The 16,331-nt window shown below is 70.0% G+C and carries 15 protein-coding genes; 5 read left to right on the top strand and 10 right to left on the bottom strand.

Going from position 1 to position 16,331, the window contains the following annotated elements; translation table 11 throughout:
• Position 1: 1 nt before the first annotated feature.
• The 4 genes from H4W81_RS36940 to H4W81_RS36925 all read right to left on the bottom strand — a co-directional run bounded on the left by H4W81_RS36940 (position 2) and on the right by H4W81_RS36925 (position 5,932).
• On the bottom strand, positions 2 to 1,765 hold the full coding sequence (locus tag H4W81_RS36940; RefSeq protein WP_192779032.1) for a DUF4434 domain-containing protein: 1,764 nt from the start codon (positions 1,763 to 1,765) through the stop codon (positions 2 to 4).
• A 43-nt stretch (positions 1,766 to 1,808) separates the two neighbouring features.
• Positions 1,809 to 2,897, bottom strand: a complete 1,089-nt coding sequence (locus tag H4W81_RS36935; protein ID WP_192779031.1) for a glycosyltransferase — start codon at positions 2,895 to 2,897, stop codon at positions 1,809 to 1,811.
• Between the two features lie 19 nt (positions 2,898 to 2,916).
• Positions 2,917 to 4,179: a nucleotide sugar dehydrogenase gene (locus tag H4W81_RS36930; RefSeq protein WP_192779030.1), complete on the bottom strand. Its 1,263-nt coding sequence runs from the start codon at positions 4,177 to 4,179 to the stop codon at positions 2,917 to 2,919.
• Positions 4,180 to 4,282: 103 nt separating this feature from the next.
• Entirely contained in the window at positions 4,283 to 5,932 is a 1,650-nt protein-coding gene (locus H4W81_RS36925; RefSeq protein WP_318782247.1) for a glycosyltransferase family 4 protein, read from the bottom strand.
• 56 nt (positions 5,933 to 5,988) lie between these two features.
• Between H4W81_RS36925 and wecB the strand changes: the two genes are divergently transcribed.
• Positions 5,989 to 7,107: a non-hydrolyzing UDP-N-acetylglucosamine 2-epimerase gene (wecB, locus tag H4W81_RS36920; RefSeq protein ID WP_192779029.1), complete on the top strand. Its 1,119-nt coding sequence runs from the start codon at positions 5,989 to 5,991 to the stop codon at positions 7,105 to 7,107.
• A gap of 40 nt (positions 7,108 to 7,147) precedes the next feature.
• Positions 7,148 to 9,178, top strand: coding sequence for a glycosyltransferase family protein (locus H4W81_RS36915; RefSeq protein WP_192779028.1), 2,031 nt, complete (start codon positions 7,148 to 7,150; stop codon positions 9,176 to 9,178).
• A 124-nt stretch (positions 9,179 to 9,302) separates the two neighbouring features.
• On the opposite strand, the gene H4W81_RS36910 is transcribed toward H4W81_RS36915, so the two are convergent.
• Complete coding sequence (locus tag H4W81_RS36910; protein ID WP_192779027.1) at positions 9,303 to 10,046, bottom strand: SDR family oxidoreductase; 744 nt, start codon at positions 10,044 to 10,046, stop codon at positions 9,303 to 9,305.
• An 85-nt stretch (positions 10,047 to 10,131) separates the two neighbouring features.
• On the opposite strand from H4W81_RS36910, the gene H4W81_RS36905 reads away from it, so the two are divergent.
• Together H4W81_RS36905 and H4W81_RS36900 are read left to right on the top strand one after the other, a co-directional pair.
• The gene (locus H4W81_RS36905) at positions 10,132 to 10,605 is read left to right on the top strand and encodes an RrF2 family transcriptional regulator (protein WP_192779026.1); all 474 of its coding nucleotides are present in this window, start codon (positions 10,132 to 10,134) and stop codon (positions 10,603 to 10,605) included.
• Between the two features lie 159 nt (positions 10,606 to 10,764).
• Positions 10,765 to 11,508 carry a TetR/AcrR family transcriptional regulator gene (locus H4W81_RS36900; protein ID WP_192779025.1) on the top strand — a complete coding sequence of 248 codons (744 nt, stop codon included), beginning with the start codon at positions 10,765 to 10,767 and terminating at the stop codon, positions 11,506 to 11,508.
• Between the two features lie 4 nt (positions 11,509 to 11,512).
• Here H4W81_RS36900 and H4W81_RS36895 read toward each other — a convergent pair whose 3' ends face one another.
• Together H4W81_RS36895 and H4W81_RS36890 are read right to left on the bottom strand one after the other, a co-directional pair.
• The gene (locus tag H4W81_RS36895; protein ID WP_192779024.1) at positions 11,513 to 12,166 is read right to left on the bottom strand and encodes a class I SAM-dependent DNA methyltransferase; all 654 of its coding nucleotides are present in this window, start codon (positions 12,164 to 12,166) and stop codon (positions 11,513 to 11,515) included.
• 17 nt (positions 12,167 to 12,183) lie between these two features.
• The gene (locus tag H4W81_RS36890) at positions 12,184 to 12,915 is read right to left on the bottom strand and encodes an SDR family NAD(P)-dependent oxidoreductase (protein ID WP_192779023.1); all 732 of its coding nucleotides are present in this window, start codon (positions 12,913 to 12,915) and stop codon (positions 12,184 to 12,186) included.
• Positions 12,916 to 13,012: 97 nt separating this feature from the next.
• On the opposite strand from H4W81_RS36890, the gene H4W81_RS36885 reads away from it, so the two are divergent.
• Positions 13,013 to 13,654: a TetR/AcrR family transcriptional regulator gene (locus H4W81_RS36885; RefSeq protein ID WP_192779022.1), complete on the top strand. Its 642-nt coding sequence runs from the start codon at positions 13,013 to 13,015 to the stop codon at positions 13,652 to 13,654.
• 107 nt (positions 13,655 to 13,761) lie between these two features.
• Here the strand turns inward: H4W81_RS36885 and H4W81_RS36880 are convergent, their stop codons facing one another.
• The 3 genes from H4W81_RS36880 to H4W81_RS36870 all read right to left on the bottom strand — a co-directional run bounded on the left by H4W81_RS36880 (position 13,762) and on the right by H4W81_RS36870 (position 16,304).
• Positions 13,762 to 14,880, bottom strand: coding sequence for a CU044_5270 family protein (locus tag H4W81_RS36880; RefSeq protein ID WP_192779021.1), 1,119 nt, complete (start codon positions 14,878 to 14,880; stop codon positions 13,762 to 13,764).
• Positions 14,877 to 15,395 (bottom strand): RNA polymerase sigma factor, encoded by a 519-nt coding sequence (locus H4W81_RS36875; protein ID WP_318782245.1) that lies wholly within the window; start codon positions 15,393 to 15,395, stop codon positions 14,877 to 14,879. The genes H4W81_RS36880 and H4W81_RS36875 overlap by 4 nt, the downstream gene beginning before the upstream one ends.
• Positions 15,396 to 15,458: 63 nt before the next feature.
• Entirely contained in the window at positions 15,459 to 16,304 is an 846-nt protein-coding gene (locus tag H4W81_RS36870) for a S1 family peptidase (RefSeq protein WP_192779020.1), read from the bottom strand.
• Between the last annotated feature and the right edge of the window lie 27 nt (positions 16,305 to 16,331).

Here is a 16,331-nt window from a genome sequence, read left to right as displayed (position 1 = left end):
GTTACACGCTGACGCGCACGTGCAGCTGCTCCGTCGCCTCCTTGCCCGCCGGTGAGCGCACCCCCACCTTCACCCACACCCCGTACGGCACCTGCGACCAGTCGAAGGGCACCCACGCCGTCACGATGCCCTCGGCCATCGCCTCGTTCGGCACGTCGGAGACGGTGATCGGCAGTTCCGACGAGCCGCCGGGCCAGCTCAGCGTGACCGTGCCGCTGTCGAGGTGGTACCCGCGAACCTCGAGGCCGTCCTGTCCCGCCGAGCCGGTCCTGATCGCGTCCACCGCGATCGGCCGGTCGACGTCACCCGCGACCTCGTCCTTCAACGCGGGCTCGCCGCAGGTGAAGAAGTCGCTCCACATGTACGAGACCACCTTCTGGACGTAGCGCCCGGTCATGGCGATCGCGGCGTCCAGGCGCGGCTTGTCCGTCTTGCCCCTGGTGCCCTGCGGCTGACACGGCTGGGTGGCCGACGGCTCGAAGGACTCGACGTTGGCCCACAGCTCGACCTCGTAGCCCTCGTCCACGAGCTGGTCGCGGACGACGCTCATCTCCCGGTAGTAGTCGCGGGTCGAGCCGTGGTAGGCCGTGCCGTACGTGGTCACGCCGACGAGCGGCTGCAGCCGCTTGTCCACCTCGTCGTCGCGCTGGTCGGGCCAGAACAGGCCGACCTTGCCGGTGCCCCTGCTGTCCTGGGGCGCGATGATGCCGACCCCGGATTTCGCCAGCGCCCTGAAGCCCTCGGCGACCTGCTTGGGCGTCTGGCCGAAGGGCACCCGCTTGCGGGCGTCCATGTAGGGGCTGACCAGGATGGGCTTGCCCGGCAGCTCCTGCTCCACGATGTCGTGCTGCTCGGCGTAGACCTGCAGCGTCGGGTTGTTGACCAGCGTCGCGCCCATCTGCAGCTCGAACGGCTGGTAGAAGCCGCCGAGCGAGGCCCTGTCCTTGAACCGCGCGCCGTAGTCCTGCATGAGCCTGCGGGTCAGCGTGGTCAGCGTGCCGAGGTGCTCGGGGTTGGCCCTCGTGCTCGCCTTCGGGTCACGAGGAGCCACCGGCAGCGAGGGGAAGACCTGCACGCCGAACGTGTCGCCCAGCTCCAGCAGCTTCTTGAGGCTGTCCTCGGCGGCCGCGGCGATGAGGATCAGGTCGTAGGTGCCGGCCTTGCTGGAGAAGTCACAGGTGGAGTCGTCGGAGCCGTCGGGCGAGGTGATCAGGCGGTAGTAGACGCGCTTGCCCGCCTCGATGGTGCGTTCCATCCCCGGGCAGCGGAAGAGGTCGGGGCCGAAGTGCTCGTCGGTCCGGTAGACGTAGGTGCGGCCGATCCTGTTGCCGGGGTTGGCCGCCTTCAGGTCCTGCTCCGCCTGGTTCCAGCAGTTCTCGCAGTCGGTGTAGCGAGGGTCGACCTCGCCGTCCTTAAGGATCCGGCCGTCGGTGACCGTGCGGTACTGCAGGCCGTAGCCGATCCTGATGACGGTGTCGCCGCCGGCCTGGTGGATCTCCTCCATCTGGTGGCGCCACGTGCACGGGTTGCTCGACGGCGTGATCCAGTAGCCGGTGATCGCGTACTTCTTGACGCCCTGCAGGTCGAAGGTGCCGCAGGGGTCGGTGTACTCCTTGGCGGTCGGCTGGGGCAGGCTCTTCGACTGCGCGGCGGAAGGGGTGGCCGCCGTGTCGACCGCGGTCGGCCTGTTGTCGGGCAGGACCATGACCACGGCCGCGACGGCGGCCAGGATCGCAGCCCCCAGGAGCACGGTGAGCCAGCGCACGTTCAGGAACCTACCGCCCTAGTGATCTGCCGCGGATAAACCACTACTTCTTGACGCCCGCCCAGGACTCCAGCTGCGAGACGAACCTCCGAGCCGAGTTCGGCCAGTGGTGGTTGGCGCGAGCCGCCGCGTAGCCGCGGGCGCCCATCGCGTGCCGCTCCCTCTGCTCGTCGCGCAGCGACAGGACGGCCTGGGCCACGGCCTTGGGGTCCTCCCAGGCCACGACGATGCCGCTCTCGTACCGCTCGACCAGCTCGACCGCGCGAGGCGAGGGAGTGGTGATCACCGGAATGCCGTGCGCCATGTACTCCACGATCTTCGTGGGCATGGAGTGCCGGTAGTTGGGCTCGTCGTGCAGCAGCGAGAGCCCGGCCAGCGCGCCGTCGAGCCGCTTCAGCGCCTCGTCGTTCGGCATGAAGTCGCGCCACTCGAGCACGCCCTCGGCCACCGCCTGGTTGAGCGCGGGCCTGGACTGCGGGTCGGCGTAGCCGATCAGCTCGACCGCCACCCGGTACGGCTGCAGCAGCCTGCCGACCTCGATCGCCTCCTGGACGCCGCGCGCCCGTGAGAGCCAGCCGAGGTAGACCACCCTGTCGTCGCCCGGCGGCGTGACCGTGTCGGGCACCCACGTCTCGTTCGGCACGATGAGGTGGGCGTGCTTGAACCGGCCCGCGTAGGCGGTCTCGGCCAGCAGCAGGTGCAGGTGGCGCTCGGCCGTACCCTCCAGCAGGCGGGCGAGGAAGCGCACCGGCGGACGCAGCAGCGACGGCAGCCACGGCTTGAGCGAGAGCGTCGCGGGGGTGTCCTCGTGCACGTCCCAGACCACGGGTGGCCTGCGGCGCACGCCCCAGATGGCGAACAGCAGCTCGGGGTCGTGGATGAGCACCAGGTCGACCTTGTCGCGCATGCGCCTGAAGAGCTTGCGGGCCGCCCACACGGCCCGCATCCGCTTGCGCTGCGCCGCCCTGGGCAGGTCGACGCCGTTGACCCACGGCCTGGCGACCACGCCGTGGGCGGAGAAGGACGCCGCGTACGTGACCTCATGACCGGCATCCACGAGGGCGCGGATCTGCCGGTGCAGGATCCGGGCGTCCTCGGGGTTATGCACCACCGTCATGACGAGCACGTGCACTGCGCGCAGCCCCCTGTCGCTACAGCCGCTCGACGCGTTCACCCTCGGCGAGCACGCCTCGGGTGTCCAGCACGAGCCTGGCCTTGTCCTCGACCACGTCGAGGTCGAATGCGGCGTGCTGCTGGAGCAGCAGCGTCACGTCCGCGTTCGACACGGCCTCGGCGAGATCCTCCTCACGCGGCACCGGAGTGCCGTCCACCGACCACTGCTTGACGTGCGGGTCGACGAACGTGAGCTCGGCGCCCAGCTCCAGCAGCGCACGCGCCACGGGAAGGGCGGGGGTCTCGCGCTCGTCGGCGATGTCCGGCTTGTAGGTGACGCCGAGCAGCACCACCCTGGAGCCGTTCACCGCCTTCTTGTGCCGGTTGAGCAGCCGCTGCACGCGGTTGACCACGTACGACGGCATCCGCTCGTTGATCTCCTGCGCCAGCTCGACGAACCTGAACGGGTAGCCGAGCTTGCGGACGGTGTAGGACAGGTAGCCCGGGTCGACCGGGATGCAGTGGCCGCCGACGCCAGGGCCGGGAAGGAACTTCTGGAAGCCGAACGGCTTGGTCGCCGCGGCCTCGATCGCCTCCCACAGGTCGACGCCGAGCTCGTCACAGAAGATCGCCATCTCGTTGACGAGGGCGATGTTGACGTGCCGGTAGGTGTTCTCGAGCAGCTTGGCCATCTCGGCCTCGCGGGTGCCGCTGACCGGCACGACCTGCTCGATGAACTGACCGTAGAAGGCGGTGGCCCGGTCGCGGCAGGCGGTGGTGAAGCCGCCGACGACCTTGGGGGTGTTGCGCAGGCCGTACTTGGGGTTGCCCGGGTCGATGCGCTCGGGCGAGAAGGCGAGCTGGAAGTCGACTCCGGCCGTGAGGCCCGAGCTCTCCAGCAGCGGCCGCGCCACCTCGTCGGTGGTGCCCGGGTACGTGGTGGACTCCAGGACGACGAGCGTGCCCTTCGTCAGGTTGCGCGCGACGGCCTTGGTGGCGCCCTCGACCGCGGACAGGTCGGGACGGTGGTCCTCGTCCAGCGGGGTCGGCACGCAGATGACGATCGTGTCGCAGGTGGCGAGCACCGACTCCTCGAGCGTGGCGCTGAAACCGTTGGCCAGCATGTGCTCGAGATCGGCGTCGGTCAGGTCGTCGATGTAGGACTGACCGGCGTTGAGCGCGTCGACCTTACGGGGGTCGACGTCCACGCCGACAACCCGCAGACCTGCCGCGACGGCCTCCTTGGCCAGCGGCATGCCGACGTAACCCAGGCCGATTACCGCCAGGTCGAAATCCGTCACGACATCGCCTTAGAACACTTCATGGTCGCAAAGGTTATCTCAAGTCCACCTAGCTCACGCCTAATGCGACTGAACCCGTCAGAACAGACAGCCAACTCGTAGGTCATCGCTCGGCAAGCGTCCGGTAAAGGCCACGATAAGTTTCCGCCACGCGACTCCATGTGCGCTTGGCCGCCACTTCGGCCCGTCCCGCCTCACCCATCTCAGCCCGCCTGGCGGGGTCGTCCCGCAGGTCGGCCAGCGCCTTGGCGAGCGCCTCCGGGTCGCCGGGCGGCACGAGCAGACCCGCGCCGTCGGAGCCGACGAGCTCGGAGAGAGCGGGCAGATCGCTGAGCACGACGGGCTTTCCGAGCGCCATCGCCTCGACGGGTTTCAATGGCGTAACGAGTCGGCAGACGCGCAGATCCTCACGCGGGCAGGCGAAGATGTCGATCGCCGACTGCGCCTGCAGCGCCTCCTCGGGGCCGACCCGGCCCGGCAGGATCGCGGACTTCAGCCCGAGCTCCTCCACCAGCGCGAGAAGGTTCTCCCGCTCGGTGCCGTCGCCGACGATGAGGACCCTGATCCCGCGGGTCAGCGCGGCGGCCCGCAGCAGGGTCGCGAAGCCCTCGTAGGCCACGATGCTGGACACGGAGCCCACGACGATCTCGCCGGGCTCGATGCCGTAGGCGCGCCTGAACGACTCTCCGTCGTAGTCGGCCGTCAGCAGCGAGTCGTCCACGGCGTTGGGCGCCAGGGTGATCTTCTCGCGCGGCACGCCGCGCTCGACGATCTCCTGGGCCATGGTCTCGGCCAGTGTGACCACCGCGTCGGCCTCGCGCATCAGGAACGCCTCGCGCTCGCGCTGGAGCACGTGGCGCTGGCTGCCGATGCGGATCGGGTCGCGCGAGGCCCAGGTCTCCTCCAGGAAGCCGCGCACCTCGTAGACGAACGGCGTGCCCGTGCGCTCGCGCACGGCGTGCGAGATGGAGCCGTTGCGGTGGTCGGTGGCCGCGTGCAGCACCTGCGGCTTCAGGGTGGCGACCAGCTCGGTGACGCGCTCGGCGCCCAGGATGATCCGCCCGCGCGTCTCGAACGGCATCTCCTGCTGTCCGTCGGGCAGCAGCCGGTGATAGGGGATGCCCTCGAGCTCCTCGAAGGGCGCGGCATCCACGTGACCCTGCAGCATCGGCCAGCCCCAGCTGGTCACGACGTGCGGGTCGAGGCCCTTCTCCTTCTGCGCGGTCACGATCCGGTGCGTGCGCACCGTGTACCCCGCCTGCGTGTACGGCAGGGCGTTGGTGACCACGTGCAGCACGCGGCCCGCCACGCGCTCGCCGATCGCCACCTTGGGGCGCGGCGGGATCGGGTCGGGGCTGATCGCGGCCAACTCGCCACGGTAGTAGGCGGCCCTGCGCTTCACGAAGGGATACTTCGTGTGCGGCTCGAGGACCTCGGCCGCCTCGCTCACGCGGCCCGCGTTCCAGGCCGCCTTGGCGTCGTTCCACGGGGCCTTGACCACCCGCATGCCGACCTTGCGGACGGCGCGCCGCACCTTGCGGGCGGCGGGCCACGCGACCCTGCCCACGACGGGGCGCAGTCTCGGCGGAAGGGCGTCAGCGGCCGCCTGCGCGACCCTGACCGGGTCGGATTTCACCTTCGCCGCGACGACGCGGGAGACGATGACGGGGTGCTGGATGAAGCCCTTGAGAAGTCCACCGACTCCGGCCCTGGCCGACTTGGCGGAAACCTTTGGTCTGGCGTCGGATACCACGCGGTGACCGTACCATAGGCAACGTTTTTCCCCTTCCGCTATGAAAGGCGAGGTAGATGAGGGAGAACCCCCTGGTCCTCCATGTCCTCGGCGCCCGCCCCAACTTCGTGAAGGCCGCACCCGTGGTGCGCGGCCTCGACGAACTCGGGGTGCGGCAGGGCATCATCCACACCGGCCAGCACTACGACGCGCTGATGTCAGACGTCTTCTTCGCCGACCTCGGCCTGCCCGAGCCGGTGGCCAACCTCGGAGTCGGATCGGGGACGCACGCCAAGCAGACCGCGGCCCTGCTCGTGGGGCTCGAGGAGGTCGTCGAGACGCACGAGCCCGACCTCGTGGTCGTCTACGGAGACGTCAACTCCACGCTGGCCGCCATCCTCGTCTGCGCGAAGCTGGGCATCCCGACCGCCCACGTCGAGGCGGGCCTGCGCTCCTTCGACCGCGGCATGCCGGAAGAGGTCAACAGGATCGTCACCGACTCGCTGTCGGACCTGCTGTTCGCCACCTCCCCCGAGGCGCTGTCGTACCTGGCCACCGAGGGCGTGCCGGCCGCCAAGATGCACCTGGTCGGCAACCCGATGATCGACAGCCTCTTCGCCGCGCTGCCGTCGCTCGACGCCGCCAGGCTCGAGGGCATCCCCGCTCGTTACGGCGTGGCCACGCTGCACCGCCCGGCCAACGTCGACACCCCGGAGGCCGCCGCCGAGTTGGTCTCGGCGGTCCTCGAGGTCTCCAGGCAGATCCCGCTGGTCGTGCCGATCCACCCCCGTGGGCGGGCCCGCCTCGCGGAGGCCGGGCTCGTCGACGGGCCGGGTATCAAGGTCATCGATCCGCTCGGCTACGTGGACTTCCTCTCCCTGGTGAAGGGCGCCGCGCTGGTCGTCACCGACTCGGGCGGCGTGCAGGAGGAGACCACCATGCTCGGCGTGCCGTGCCTCACGGTCCGGCCCAACACCGAGCGGCCCATCACGGTCACGCACGGCACCAACCGGCTCGTGACGCCCGCCGCGCTGCCCGCCGCCGCCTCCAAGGCGCTGGCCGACGGGGCCTCGACCCCCGCGGGCGAGCTGCCCGTGCTGTGGGACGGCGCGTCCGGCCCGAGGATCGCGCGGGTGATCGCCGCGTGGTTGAAGGGTGAGAATCTGTCGCCAGCCTCACGAAACGGACGGCTCTAGCCGTACCATGACAGACCTCCTTTGACGTTAGGGCGAGCGGATGTCTTCAGAAGAGCCGACCTTTCAGCGACTCGGGCCGATCAACTGGCTTCCTGAGGATCGCAAGCTCGTCGAGCGGTACGAGGCGGAGATCAAGGAGCTGCGGCGGCGTCTGGAGATCGCGGAGGCGAAGGCCGAGTACGCCACGTGGAAGCTCCAGGCGACCCAGGCGAAGCGGTCGTTCAAGCTCGGCGAGGCCCTGACGTCGAAGAAGCCCGGTCGCGTGGTGGCCGCCGTACGCTCCCACGAGAAGGCGCCCAAGCCGCCGCAGCCGGTCTCGGAGGTGACCGAGCTCGCGGGCAAGCGGCCGCCGCTGGTCGAGGTGCCCGCGGTGAAGTGGCCGACGGGCCCGATCAACAGGCCCGACCTGAAGGTCGCGGTCATCCTGGACGACTTCTCCAGGATGGCTTTCCGCTACGAGTGGGACCAGATCGAGTTCGGGCTGCGCGACTGGCCGGAGATCTTCGCCGACAAGCGGCCCGACCTGCTGTTCTGCGAGTCGGCCTGGCACGGCAACCAGGGCCGCTGGCGCTACCAGATGACCGGGAGCAACGCGCCCAAGCAGGAGCTGCGCGACCTCGTGGAGTGGTGCCGCGCCGAGGGCATCCCCACGGTCTTCTGGAACAAAGAGGACCCGCCCAACTTCGACTTCTTCATCGACACGGCCAAGCTGTTCGACTACGTGTTCACCTGCGACGGCGACATGGTGCCGAAATATCGCGAAATTTTGGGACACGACCGGGTCGATGTGCTGCAGTTCGCGGCCCAGCCGCGCGTTCACAACCCCATCCAGCAGAAGCAGGGCCGCCTGCACGACGTCGTCTTCGCCGGGATGTACTTCCGCGACAAGCACCCCGAGCGGCGCGAGCAGATGGAGACCGTGATCGACCCGATCAGGGAGCTCGGCCTGCACATCTTCGCCCGCAACGGCTCCGTGGACGACAAGTACGCCTGGCCCGAGAAATACGAGCCGCACATCGTCGGCGAGCTGCCGTACGACCAGATGCTCGCGGCGTACCGCATGTACAAGGTCTTCCTGAACGTCAACTCGGTGCTCGACTCCCCCACCATGTGCGCCCGCCGCGTCTTCGAGCTGTCGGCCTGCGCCACGCCGGTCGTCTCCGGCTGGTCGCGCGCCATCGAGGAGACCTTCGGGCCGCTCGTGCCCATCGCCCGCGAGCCCCTCGAGTCCTACAACCAGGTGCTCCACCTCCTCAACAGTCCGGAGCTGCGCGCGCGCATGGGCCACCTCGCGATGCGCGAGGTCTTCGACAAGCACCTGTTCTCGCACCGCGTCGACCAGATCCTCGGCCTGCTGGGCCGTCCCGTCCCGCAGCGCTCCCGCTCGATCTCGGTGGTTCTGCCCACCAACCGCGCGGCGCAGCTGGAGCACGCGATCTCCTCGGTCGCCAAGCAGATCCACAAGCCGGTCCAGCTCGTCATGGTCCTGCACGGCCTCGACATCGACCCCGTCGTGGTCGCCGACAAGGCCCGCATGGCGGGCATCTCCGACGTCGTCGTCCTGCCCGCCCCCGCCGAGCTCTCGCTCGGCGCCTGCATGAACATGGGCATCGCGGCCGCCGAGGGCGAGCTCATCGCCAAGATGGACGACGACAACCTGTACGGCGAGCACTACCTGTCCGACCTGGCCCGCGCCTTCGACTACTCCGACGCCGAACTCGTCGGCAAGGGCGCCCATTACACGTACTTCGAGGGCACCAACACCACGATGCTCCGCCTGCCGGGCCTGGAGCACCGCTACACGTGGCTGGTCCAGGGCGGCACGTTCCTCGGCAAGGCCGAGATGTTCAAGTCGTACGGCTTCGCGGACATCACCCGCGGCGAGGACACCCACCTCGTCCGCCGGCTGAAGGAGGACCGCGTCAAGATCTACTCCACGGACCGGTTCAACTTCGTCTACTGGCGCAGCGCCGACTCGGCGATGCACACCTGGCAGGCCGACGACATCAAACTGAACCGCGTCGCCCAGTTCTCCTTCGTCGGCCACCCAGCCGCCCACGTCATGCTCTGACTCCGGCCTGGAAGAGGCGGTGGCGGGGCACCCTCGAGAAGGCCCCGCCTACGGCAGGCCGCCGTGTCCGGGCAGCTCCCTCACGGACGGCCTTAGGTGGCAGCGGGCCCTCCCTCCCGCGGCGCTATCGCTGTGTCGCCAGCCACTCGTCGAAGGTGGTCGGGGCGAGGCGGGCATCCTTGCCGGGAAGTAGCACGTTGCCGGCCATGTCCGGGCTGAACACCGTCGACCACGTCGGCACGAGCTTCACCGCGCGCCCCCGCGCCTCGTTGGTGCGCCGGGCCATGTCCACCAGGTCCTGCGGTTCGGGTCCTGCGACGTCGACGTACCGCCCCTTCGGTTCGCCCGTCGCGACCTCGGCGAGGATCTCCGCCACGTCCCGGGGCGCGATCGGCTGCACGAGCAGCGGCGCGATCGTGGCGACGCCGTCCTGCTCGGTCCAGCTCGTCACCATCGCGGCGAAGTCGTGGAACTGGGTGGCAGGGACGATCGTCCACGGCACCGGTCCCGCGGCGACGAGGCGCTCCTGCTCCCGCTTGCCGGCGTAGTGCGCGTTGCCGTCGATGCGATCCATCCCGGCGATCGAGAGCAGCACGTGGTGACGGACACCGGCCCGCTCCTCGGCGGCGAGGAGGTTCCGCGTGGCGGTGCCGAAGTAGGCCACCGTCTCGTCCCGGCCGGCCGCCGGCCCGTTGGTGGCGTCGACGACCGCCTCGACGCCGGCCAGGGCGTCGTCGAGCCCGGCACCTGTCGACAGGTCCAGGCCGAGCGAGCGGCTGATGCGCCTGACGTCGTGCCCGTCCCGTTCGAGGGCGGCGACGGTGAGGGCCCCGATGTTCCCGGTCGCGCCGGCAACGGCGATCCGCATGATGATCTCTCCTCTTCTCTCGCTACGGCACGGGACCATATCACGGACTAAATAGGTCCGCAATGTCTGCGATAGACTCGGGAACGTGAAGCTGCCTGTGAGCACTGAATGGGTTCTGCACTGCGCCACGACGCTGGCGCAGCTCAATCCGGGGGCAACCGCGTCGACGACACAGCTCGCGCAGTACTACGACCTCCCGGCGCCCTACCTCGCCAAGCAGCTGAAGGCGCTCGTCAAAGCCGGCGTGCTGGCCGCGACCACGGGGCCTCGGGGTGGATTCCGGCTCGCCAGGCCCGCCGCCTCGATCACGCTCCTGCAGATCGTCGAGGCCGTCGACGGCACGTCCCCGCCGTACGAGTGCCGCGAGATCCGCCAGCAGGGACGGGGCGCGCTGCCGCCCGAGGAGTGCCACCGCACCTGCATCCTCGCCGCGAAGATGGCCGAGGCGCACGAGGCGTGGCGAAGCAGCCTCGCCGGGGTCACCCTCGCCGACATCCTCGCCACGCTGCCCCCGGCGGCACCGTCCCGCACCCGACTGCGCCTGTCGGGGACGACGTAGCCGTTGACGAGTCGGTTTCAGTGGTTGACGAGCTAACCGCTCGACCAGTAGTGGCGTACGACGTGCTCTAGTTGCGAACACCCTACGCACACAGGTTTGACGTACGCAAGCCGCGCACGGCGTGCGCTATCGTGGGAGCCGTACAGAGGAGGAGACCGCATGCCAGCCGACAAGCAGCCGATCCCTTCGGTGTGGATGCGCCCCCAGCGGCAGCAGCCACAGCCGGCCCTGAGCAGGGCGCAGATCGTGTCCGAGGCCATCCAGCTGCTCGACGCCGAGGGCATCGAGGCCCTGAGCATGCGGCGTCTGGGCACCAGGCTGGGCGCCGCGGCCACCTCGCTCTACCGGCACGTCGCCAACAAGGACGAGCTGATCGAACTGGTCGTGGACGAGGTCTACGGCGAGGTGCGGGTGCCCCCCGCCGACGACCCCGCGGGATGGCGGCAGGCCGTCGGCGACTGCGCCCGCAGCATGCGGTCGACGATCCTGCGGCACCCCTGGCTGACCGCCGTGCTCGGCCAGGTCGGCCTGGTCTACCTCGGGCCGAACATGATGCGGACCTCGGACCGCCTGCTGGCCATCGTCAGGAGCGCCGGCTTCGGCGCAGGTGAGGCCGACCAGGCCATCAGCGCCGTCGTGGCCTACGTCATCGGCATGTCCACCAGCGAGGCCGCATTCCTGTCCCTGCTGTCCCGCAGCGGTTACAGCGAGCAGGAGTGGGTCGAAAAGCTGTGGCCCGCCGCCGAGGCGGCCGTGCAGGAGCACCCGCAGCTGCGGGAGGAGTACGCCGCACAGCGTGGCAAGGACCAGCAGCAGGCCCGCGAGGAGAACTTCGTCTACGGCCTCGAGCGGATCCTTGACGGCCTCGAGTCCCGGCTCCGCGCCGTCGGCGGGCCAGACTAGAGGGTCAGGCGGGCTTGCGGGCCAGCAGGTATCCCTGGGGCGTCTTCTCCACGGTTCCCTCCTCGCGCTCGCGCAGCAGCCTGGCCCGCACCTCCAGCCCCGCCCGGCCGAGCAGCTCGGCGACCTGGTCGGGCTGCCGCCGGTGGAAGACGAGCGAGAGCGGGCGGCCGAACCCCTCGGTCCGGCGCGCGGGCTCGTCGCCGACCTGGAAGACGAGCAGCACGTGGCCGCCCGGGGCCAGCACCCGGTGGAACTCGGCGAAGACCTCGGGCAGCAGCTCGTCGGGGATGTGGATGGTCGAGTACATGGCCACGACGCCGCCGAGGGAACCGTCCGCCACGTCGAGGGCGAGCATCGAGCCCTCCTCGAACCGCAGGCCCGGATGCGTCGCCCTGGCCACCGCGACCATCTCCGGCGACAGGTCGACGCCGAAGACGGTCAGGCCCAGACCGTCCAGGTGTGCCGTCACGCGGCCAGGACCCGATCCCACGTCGGCCACCGGCCCGCCGCCCGCCGCGAGCACGAGCTCGGCGAAGGCGGCGAGCATGGCTCGGTCCAGCGGCTTGGCCGCCAACTCGTCGTGGAAGAGCGCGGCGTAGTCGGCGGCCACGGCGTCGTAGGACGCGCGGGTGTCGCGCAGGAAGTCCGGTTCGGTCACGGCGGAACACCCTAGCCTCACCCGAAGGCGCTGAACACCGCCTCGGGACGGTCCCTGTCCGCGCACAGCCGCCAGGCCCCGTCGGCGATCTCGTCGGGGTCGAGCGTGGTGCTCCCCGTGTCGCCGAACCGCTCGGGTTGCGACGTCACCAGCTGGTGGATGTCACCGCGTTCGATGAGCCCGCCGATGGTGAGGATGCCCGCGAAGACGCCCTGGCCGGCCAGGCCCGCGTGCAGGGTCAGGGCGTAGTTGCGCAGCGCCGCCGACGACAGCGCCAGATTGCCGAGGGGCGGCATCGGCGTGATCGCGCTGAGCCCGCCGGCGAACAGCAGCGTGCCGTCGCCGCGTTCGATCATGCCGGGCAGCACCTTGGCGACCACGTCGACGGCTGGGTACACCCAGCTCATGGCCGTCCGCACGTCGTCGGAGTCGATCCGGTCGATCGGCGTCGGGTGCGCGTCGGGTTCGACCGCGCCCGGCCCGTAGTAGACGAGGTCGATGCCGCCGTGCCGCTCGGCGACGGTGTCGAGGGTGGACTCGATCAGGTCGCGGTCGCGCACGTCGGCGGCGAATGCCTCGGCCTCGATCCCCTCCTCGGCCAGCGACTTGACGTATCCGGCGTGCCGGGCGTCGCTGCGGGAGACCAGGGCCACGGTGTAGCCCTCACGGCCGACGCGATGCGCGATGGACATGCCGAGGCCCGGCCCTGCTCCGATGACGACGGCGGTCCTGCGCGGGGAAATGGACATGGCGCTGCCTTCCAGGTCGATAAGTCGAGACAGCCCTCAACTTATCCGGACGGTATCATGAAGTTGAGGCTTCCCTCGAGTTCGGTGGAGTGAGTGAGTGACTGGAACCAGGCCGCTGCGGGCCGACGCCGCACGCAATCGGGACAAGCTGCTGGTCGCGGCCACCCAGGTGTTCGGCGAACGCGGTCTCGACGCGCCACTCGAGGAGATCGCCCGCCGCGCGAAGGTCAGCATCGGCACGCTCTACAACCACTTCCCGACCCGGCAGGCGTTCTTCGACGCGATCTTCCCCGAGCGGCTGGCGGCCCTCGACAGGATCGCCGCGCGGGCCCTGGCCGATCCCGACCCCTGGAACGGGTTCGCCGGCTTCCTCCAGGAGTGGTTCACACTGCAGGCGGAGGACCACGGGCTCAACGACACGCTGGCGCGACGCTTCCCCGCCGGCAGCGAGGTCGCCGACTGCAACCGCGGCCTCACCCATCTCGACCGGATCATCGGGCGTGCCAAGGAGAGCGGGCAGCTGCGCGCCGACTTCGAGCCGCAGGACCTCGCCACTCTGGTGTGGGCCATGTCCCAGGTCATCAGGGAGTCGATGGGGACCGCGCCGGAGGCCTGGCGCCGGTGTCTCGGCTTCTTCCTGGACGGACTGCGGGCCGAAGCCGCCCATCCCGCCGCGGTGCCCGCCCTGACGGCAGCCGAGGTCACCGAGGTCGCGCAGGCGTCGGCGAACCGGGCGTGAAGCGGTGGCCGCGCCGTACGAGGGGACGAGCACGCCGACGCCGGGCTCGGCACGAAGGCCGGCCCGGCGTCGGCCTCGCGGTCCCGCAGGACCGCGAGGTGAGGTGATCAGTCGCGGGTGTCGGTCCAGCCCGCCTCGAGGATGGTGACGGTGTGCGACACCGTGCCTGGCTCCAGGCCGGTCTGGAGTCCGCCGGGCTTCACCACGACGCCCTCCCTCGCGAGGGCCTGGCCGGTGCTCTCGTCGATGATCAGGCGATCCTGCAGGACGCCGCCGGTGGCGTCGGCGTTGTTCACCTTCGAGTCGTGCTCGATCGCGATGGCGGTACCAGGACGGCCCTCGGAGTCGGTGACCTGACCGACAGAGGTCACGGACGGCAGCGCGGCCAGCATCCTGAAGGCCGCGCCGCGCACCTTGGCGCTGACCGGCATGTCGGTGATGAGCCCGGCGGTCACCTGGAACAGCCACGCGTCCTCCGCCATGGGCGCGTCGGACTCGGTGCTCTTGCCCTCGTAGTACTTCAGCAGCCAGCCCTTCAGCCCCACCTCGTCGTCCGGCAGCGCGGCCAGGTCGGCGAGGGTGACGTTACGGCCGAGCCAGAACACCTCCTTGCCGGCGTGGTGGCCGGTGTGCGGCTTCTTGGCGGCGATGGGGACCAGCTGCCCCACCCCCTTGCCCGGCACGGTGAGCTCGATCTCGGCGGGGGATCCCGCGGCCGCCCACCTGGCCCTGTCCTCGTCGGTGGCGGGCTTGGCGCCGAGGTACTGGGATCGGGACCACTGCCCGTTCTTGCTGACCCACATCTCGTCGCGCTGCTCCGTCACCATCACGTAGCCGCCCGGCGCCCTGAAGAGATTCCTGCCCAGCGTCTCGGTGTGCCAGTAGGTGCCCGAGGTCGCGGGCGCGCGCTCGGCGTTGGCGGCCGCGACGAGCAGCACCTCCTGGGCCGACAGCTTGATCGCGGGGCTGGCGGGCTGCGCGACACGAGCGGGCGCCCGCGGCGCCGTACCGCCGCCGGTGCCGGCCGTGAACACGGCGACGGCCGTGACGGCGGCCGCCGCGCCCGCGAGGCTCAGCCCCCACACGGGCCGAAGGTTCCTGCGACGGCGGGCGGGCGCACCCTGCGCCATGGCGTAGGCCAGCTCGGACTGCCTGGTCCGCTCGTCCACAGGGGCGTCGCCGAGGTGGGCGGGACGGGCCGCGCGTAGCTCTTCGATGGGGTTCATGACCACTCCTCCGTGAGGCCGAGCCGGGACATGGCGGGGGCGGTCGGTTCCATCTCCTGCTGCAGGCGTTTGCGCGCCCTGTGCAGCCGCACCTTGAAGGCGGGAACCGAACAGCCGACGACCCTGGCGGCGTCGCGCGAGGAGAGTCCCTGCCAGGCCACCAGGATGAGCAGCTCCCGCTCGTCCTGGGTCAGCCTGGCCATGGCCTTGAGGACTCCCAGGCGCTCGGCCACCTGGTCGGCGACGTCACCGGCGACCCATTCACGCAGTTCCCTGCTGAGCCCCTCGCGCCTGACCTCCTCCCTGATGGAGTCGCGCAGGACGTTCCTGGCGATCCCCAGCAGGTATGGCAGGGCATGACGCGGCACCTGGTCGAACTTTCGCCAGGCGATGGCGAACGTCTCGCTCACCACCTCGTCGGCGACCTGCCGTCCAGCGCGGGCGACCACGTAGGCCCACACGCGCTGGCGGCATTCGTCGTACATGGTGGTGAATCGTTCTCGTTCATCCGTCACCGCCCCAACTCCTCATGTCCCGGTGTTCGTTGACATGAAGAAGTGGTCCGGGACCTCTGAAAGTTACACGTGCTCTTCCAGCCAGTCCTGCACGACGGGGATGTCGATGCGCTGGTACCCGCCCAGGTAACGGCAGTTCTGCGTGTAGCCGTAGCTGGTCACCGCGACCAGGTATCCGTTGTGGAAGACCGGGCCGCCCGAGTCGCCGAAGCAGGTGCCGCCGCCGCCACGGGTGTCGTGGTAGTTGCCGTTGGCCTGCAGGATCTGCTCGGTGAGCTTCTGCCCCGGCTGGGTGGTGTAGCGGCGCATCAGCGGATAGCTCATCGGCTGGGGCTTCTGGGGCCCGGTGAGCGGCTTGCGGACCTCGGTGCCGTAGCCGATGAACTCGAACAGCGTCTTGTTCAGCACGGGCTGGCCGAAGGCGTCGAGGTAGCGCGAGGGCGCGATCTTGGCCGGGGTGATCCCGGTGACCGGCCGGTCGAGGACGATCACGCCGACGTCGTTCCAGTTGTCGAGGTCGGTGAAGTCGGAGTAGGCCGGGTGCGTGTAGGCGGTGCCCGACAGGTATCCGGCGGCGGCCAGCTCCGCGGCGGTGTAACCGGCGGAGGGGTCGGCGGCGACGGGGAAGGGCGAGGGCGGCTGCTCGGCGATGACCGAGTCGAAGGTCACGAGTGTCTTGCCGAGCGTGCCGCTGGTGCAGTGCGCCGCCGTGACCAGGACGGTCGGCGAGACCAGCGTGGCCGAGCAGCGGAAGCGTCCGTCGGGCATGTAGTAGAGGATCAGGCCGACGTTCGGGTGGCGCTCGCCGTCGGGCTCGCCGCCGGTGATGGCCTGAGCGGGTAAGGCGAGGGTGAGGGTGGTGAGGGCCGCGGCGACGACCGCCACGAAAGCGCGGGCTAGGGTTCGCATACGCGCGTTTCTTCCATGAAAGACCGG

It is taken from the genome of Nonomuraea africana (assembly GCF_014873535.1).
Taxonomy (GTDB): Bacteria; Actinomycetota; Actinomycetes; order Streptosporangiales; family Streptosporangiaceae; genus Nonomuraea; species Nonomuraea africana.
Note: the sequence above shows the minus strand (reverse complement) of the source record. Positions and strands in the feature narration are given on the sequence as shown.

Coding starts and splice junctions, on each gene's coding strand:
- wecB (WP_192779029.1), top strand. CDS start 5,989: ATGAGGGAGAACCCCCTGGTCCTCCATGTCCTCGGCGCCCGCCCCAAC.
- H4W81_RS36915 (WP_192779028.1), top strand. CDS start 7,148: ATGTCTTCAGAAGAGCCGACCTTTCAGCGACTCGGGCCGATCAACTGG.
- H4W81_RS36910 (WP_192779027.1), bottom strand. CDS start 10,046: ATGCGGATCGCCGTTGCCGGCGCGACCGGGAACATCGGGGCCCTCACC.
- H4W81_RS36900 (WP_192779025.1), top strand. CDS start 10,765: ATGCCAGCCGACAAGCAGCCGATCCCTTCGGTGTGGATGCGCCCCCAG.
- H4W81_RS36890 (WP_192779023.1), bottom strand. CDS start 12,915: ATGTCCATTTCCCCGCGCAGGACCGCCGTCGTCATCGGAGCAGGGCCG.
- H4W81_RS36880 (WP_192779021.1), bottom strand. CDS start 14,880: ATGAACCCCATCGAAGAGCTACGCGCGGCCCGTCCCGCCCACCTCGGC.
- H4W81_RS36870 (WP_192779020.1), bottom strand. CDS start 16,304: ATGCGAACCCTAGCCCGCGCTTTCGTGGCGGTCGTCGCCGCGGCCCTC.